General features: G+C 51.7%; 2 protein-coding genes. One reads left to right on the top strand and one right to left on the bottom strand.

Going from position 1 to position 2,488, the window contains the following annotated elements:
• Positions 1–1,524 (top strand): T9SS type A sorting domain-containing protein (locus AAF564_26670; GenBank protein ID MEM8489156.1); only part of this gene is annotated, 1,524 nt, incomplete at its 5' end.
• 99 nt (positions 1,525–1,623) lie between these two features.
• Here AAF564_26670 and AAF564_26665 read toward each other — a convergent pair.
• Positions 1,624–2,488: sodium transporter (locus AAF564_26665; protein MEM8489155.1), on the bottom strand; the 865-nt coding region annotated here is incomplete at its 5' end.

Genomic DNA, 2,488 nt, shown 5'->3' with positions numbered 1-2,488 from the left:
GCAACGCACCCGCTGGAACCTCAGACGGCTTTTGCCCTCTTTTCGATGGCGGGGACACCCAAAATAATGAAGACCAGCGATCTTGGGGCTTCGTGGGAAGAGCTCTCCGGGTTTGGAGCAAATGGTGAAAGCAACAACGGCTTCCCTGATGTTGCCGTTTATAGTTTGCTTGTTATGCCTTTTGATACCGACGTCTTGTGGGCCGGCACTGAAATAGGCATTTTTGAGTCGCGCAATGGCGGTGCAACCTGGCAACTTCTTGAGGGCGATTTTCCTGCGGTTGCTGTATGGCAAATGCGGATTGTAAATGATCAGGTTGTTATTGCAACACATGGGCGGGGGGTCTGGACGGCAACGCTCCCTGAACTTGCAACGTACGAACCAACCGATCATACATTGAGTCCGGAATTACTAGCACTTCAAGGCGGTGCAAATGGACAACTCAATCTCCAACTCGTCAGGCGTGCGCAATACGATTCAACGCTCGTCTTTGTAAGCGGTCAGCGCGTTGCCCGACTGGATGCCAACATCATACGCGATACGGTCGATGTATTTGTTGATTTACAGCAGTTGCTCGATGGCGTAGCGGAAACCTCTCTCGATGTGGCGGCATGGTCGTACGTAAACGGACAGGCAATGCCGGCACCTACGCAGTCGATGCGAATTTATGCTACCAATCCACCTGTTAATGCGTTGGTGACCAGTTTTGATGATGGATCGGCAGCTTTCTTTTTGGAAGGATTTGACATTACCACTGCAACAGGGTTTTCAAGTACGGCGCTTCATTCCCCCCACCCATACCCCGATTTTTTAGATGCGCGGGCAACGTTGCGTACACCTATCCGGGTGAGTGCCACAGACGCAATCGTTTCTTATGATGAAATTGCAATGGTTGAGGCCGGCAAATCTGAAGCCGCTTTCGGTACCCCCGCCTTTTACGACTATGTTGTGTTGGAAGGCTCTCTGGATAGCGGGATTACGTGGACCCCAATTGCTGATGGATATGACGTTCGGTACACGTCTCTGTGGGAAATTCAAAGTGATCTGATGGCGACCCCTGACGAATTGCTCATGGCACGCCATGAAGTAAACCTGTTGGACCAATTCCAGGAGGGCGATGAAGTGCTGTTACGTTTTCGTATGGTAACAGACAATGCGGTTACGGGTTGGGGGTGGGTGGTAGACAACCTGCGCATTCAGTCTGCACTACCAACCGGCATTGATGATGACTTTTTGCCTGATGCCTTTTCGTTGTTGCCTGGTTATCCAAACCCGTTCCAGACTGAAACGGTCCTTACCTATACATTGCCAGAACCGTCAGCTGTTACGCTTACTATTTATGACGTGCAGGGCCGGCAAGTTCAGGTGCTCGTACAGGACCCGGGACAAGCAGCCGGCAAACACACGGTCCGGTGGGATGGCAAAACAACCTGGGGGACGCCCGTTGCGAGCGGGATCTACTTCTCGCGACTTGAAGCCGGCGATACGTTCGGACAAACCCGCCAATTGGTGAAAGTGCGTTAGGCGCAGCCAGAGAAAATACGGTACATAGAAAACCGCAGCACCAGATTCAGGTGCTGCCGTTCTATTTTTTAATGGTTCGGTGTTAAAGCTACCCGCCGATCAACCAGTGAAGTAAAGCCAGACAAGGGCAACAATCACAAGCAAGGCAATCGCAGCCCACACGTCTTTCTGTTTCCATACCGGATCGGATGGGAGCGCCGTGCTCGCATCAACTGTAGAAAACGTGAGGTCTTTCACTTTTTCATCGCTTGGTGCCTGCGTTATCAGGCTTACGCCGATCAATACTGCAATACAAAAGAGGAACAGGCCAAACGCAAAATGCAGGAAGTTTACATCGGCAAAAGCGTACATCGTGCCTTCAAGCGATTCTTTGTTTAATTCTGCAATGAGGCGTGTCATGCCGAGCACAAAGCCTGTCATCAGTGATGCAATGGCTCCTTTGGCATTAACCCTGCGCCACATGATACCAACAAGGAATACGGCCGCAATTGGCGGTGCGATATACCCCTGTACGCTCTGTAGATAGACAAAGAGTTTGCCCGAGATTTGGTCCATAAACGGAATCCATGCGAGTCCCAGTGCAACCATGCCAATCGTGGAAAACTGTCCGACACGTACGAGTGTTTTCTCTGTTGCTTCTGGTTTCAGCTTTCGGTAGATATCCCAGGAAATCAGGGTTGAACAGGAATTGAATACGGAAGAAAGCGAGCTCATCAGGGCGGCAAGCAAGCCGGCAACCACGAGGCCGCGCAATCCGGCAGGCAACAAGGTACCAATCAGCGCCGGCAGCGCCTGATCTGGCTCGTCAAGTGCAATGGCGCCAGACTGAGAGAGCGTGTAGGCAATGATACCCGGCACAACAAAAATGAAGAGCGGGAGCTGCTTGAGGAAGCCGGCAAAAATGGTCCCTCTGCGGGCGTTGTCAATATTGGCTGCAGAGAGCACACGCTGCACAATAAACTGG

Source organism: Bacteroidota bacterium, assembly GCA_039111535.1.
Taxonomy (GTDB): Bacteria; Bacteroidota; Rhodothermia; order Rhodothermales; family JAHQVL01; genus JBCCIM01.
The sequence above is the reverse complement of the archived record's forward strand: the minus strand, read 5'-3'. Positions and strand labels throughout refer to the sequence as shown.